This is a genomic window from Streptomyces sp. NPDC054840, from assembly GCF_053611065.1.
In genome coordinates this window covers 1-2,431 of record NZ_JBSGZP010000891.1, presented here as the reverse complement: position 1 = coordinate 2,431, position 2,431 = coordinate 1, and the positions used below count along the sequence as shown (strand labels likewise).

2 protein-coding genes are annotated in these 2,431 nt (G+C 67.8%); both read right to left on the bottom strand.

Features of this window, described 5'->3' with window-relative positions; translation table 11 throughout:
• On the bottom strand, positions 1–1,539 hold a 1,539-nt coding region (locus ACWGIU_RS35575), incomplete at its 3' end, for an ABC transporter substrate-binding protein (RefSeq protein ID WP_453712227.1).
• Positions 1,540–1,691: 152 nt separating this feature from the next.
• Positions 1,692–2,431 (bottom strand): SDR family oxidoreductase (locus ACWGIU_RS35570; protein ID WP_453712226.1); only part of this gene is annotated, 740 nt, incomplete at its 5' end.

The window sequence follows — 2,431 nt, the reverse complement described above, 5'->3', positions numbered from 1 at the left end:
CTGCGGGTCCAGCGCCCGCTCGGAGCCCGCGATGTCCTCACGTGCGGCGACGTACAGCTTGCCCTGCCACAGGGGCAGCAGCCGGACGTCGTCGGCGAAGATCTTCTGGGCCTGCTCGAACTCCTGGACGCCGGCCGAGCGGTCGCCCTCGCGGCGGGTCTTGGGCAGCAGCTCGGTCAGGATCTCGGCGGGCTCGTACGGGGTGCCGACCGCGTTCTCCTTGCCGACGAACGGCGCGATGAAGTTGTCCGGGTCCGGGAAGTCGGGGAACCAGCCGCGGCCGAAGATCGGGTACTCACCGGTCTTGTAGCCGGTCTGGAAGGTCTTCCAGGGCTGGCTGCGCAGGGTGATCCGGAACAGCTGGCTCTCGTCCAGCTGCCGCTTGAGCTCGGTGAACTCGTCGGCGGTCGAGGAGCCGTAGCGGTCGGTGGTGTACCAGAAGGTCAGATCGACCGGCTGGGTGATCCCGGCGTCCCTGAGGATCTTCTTGGCCTTGGCGACGTCCGCCGCGCCGTACTTGTCGTAGAAGGGCGTCTTGTGGCCGACGACCCCCTTGGGGACCATCGAGTACAGCGGCTCGGCGGTGCCCTGGTAGACCTTGGAGACGAGCGCACCGCGGTCGACGATCTGGGCGATGGCCTGGCGGACCGGGAGCTTGGCGACCAACGGGTCCTTGGGGTTGAAGACCAGGTAGCGGATCTCGGCGCCGACGTTCTCGACGACCTGGACGCCCAGGGCGTGCGCCGCGGGGGTCTGGAGGTCGGTGATCTCCGGGGCCGACAGGCCTCGGTAGGTGGCGTCGATCTCCTTCGCCTTCAGCGCCGCGACCATCTTCGGGGAGTCCGCGAAGTAGCGGATGGTCACGGCCTTGTTCTTGCGGTTGGCGAAGCCCGTGTAGCTCGTGTTACCGGTGAGCACCGCCTCGGCGCCCTCCTTGTACGAGTCGAGCACGTACGGGCCGGAGCCGGTGACCTTGTCGCCCTCGCGGACCTTGTCGGCCGGGTAGTCCTTGGGCGCCACGAGCGAGGCGGCGGGCGAACCGAGGACGTACGGGAAGGTGGCGTCCGAGGTGTTCAGGTGGAAGACGACCGTCAGCGCGTCAGGGGTCTCGATCTTGTCGAGGGTGCCGAAGAGGCCCTTGGGGCCGACGTTGGAGCCGATGGTTTTGATCCGGTCGAGGGAGTACTTGACCGCCTTGGAGTCGAGTGGCTCGCCGTTGGAGAACTTCAGGCCCTTGCGCAGGGTGCACCGGTAGGCCTGGCTCGCCGCGTCCGTGAACTCGCAGCTCTGGGCCGCGTCGGGCTGGGGCTTGCTGGAGCCCGTCGGGAAGGCCAGCAGGGTCTGGTAGACGTTCCGGTACAGCTCCCAGGAGCCGTCCCACGCGGCCGCGGGATCGAGGGTGCTCGGTGCGCTCGTGGTACCGACGACGATCCTCTTCATATCGTCGCCGTCGTCCTCCGACAGCAGGCCGCATCCGGCGAGCAGGGATATGGACGCAAGGGCCGCAGAGATCTGCAGGCATCTGGTCCGGTTGAACACGTGCACGCTCCTCGATCAGCCAGGGGTGCGGCAGACCCTACCGCAGTGCCCCACGAATCCAATGGGTTGGTTTCGTGAGGCACTTGACCGGTTCCGTGCGTATTCGGTATGCATTTACCTCCCTCTCGGAGGCAAATACGTCCGATTATCGGTCAGTGGACCCCGGCATTGAGGAACATCCCTCCATCGACGACGAGAGTTTGCCCCGTGATCCATTCCGCTTGTGCAGATGTGAGGAACGCCGCCGCCCCGCCGATGTCCTCGGGGAGCCCGAGTCGGCCGAGGGGATAGGCCGCCGCCGCCTCCTGCTCCCGGCCCTCGTAGAGCGCCTGCGCGAACTTCGTCTTGACCACCGCGGGCGCGATCGCGTTCACCCTCACCCCGGGCGCCATCTCGTGCGCGAGCTGGAGAGTGAGGTTGACCATGGCGGCCTTGCTCATCCCGTAGGCGCCGATGAAGGGCGAGGCGGAGACCCCGGCGATGGAGGCGATGTTCACGATCGCGCCGCCGTTGTCCTTCTGCCAGGCGTGCCAGGTCCGCTGGGCGAAGCCGAGCGCCGAGATCACATTGGTCTCGAAGACCTTCCGTGCCACCCCGAGGTCCAGGTCCGCGATCGGCCCGAAGACGGGGTTGGTGCCGGCGTTGTTCACCAGGAAGTCGACACGGCCGAAGGCCTCCATCGTGCGCTCGACGGCGACGGCCTGGTGGGCCTCGTCGTGCGCCTTGCCCGCGACCCCGATCACCCGGTCCGCACCGAGCCGCTCGACGGCCTCCTTGAGGCTCTCCTCGTTGCGACCGGTGATGCAGAGCCGGTCGCCGCGGGCGACCAGCGCCTCGGCGACGCCGTAACCAATGCCCCGGCTCGCGCCGGTGATCAGCGCGACCTTGCCGC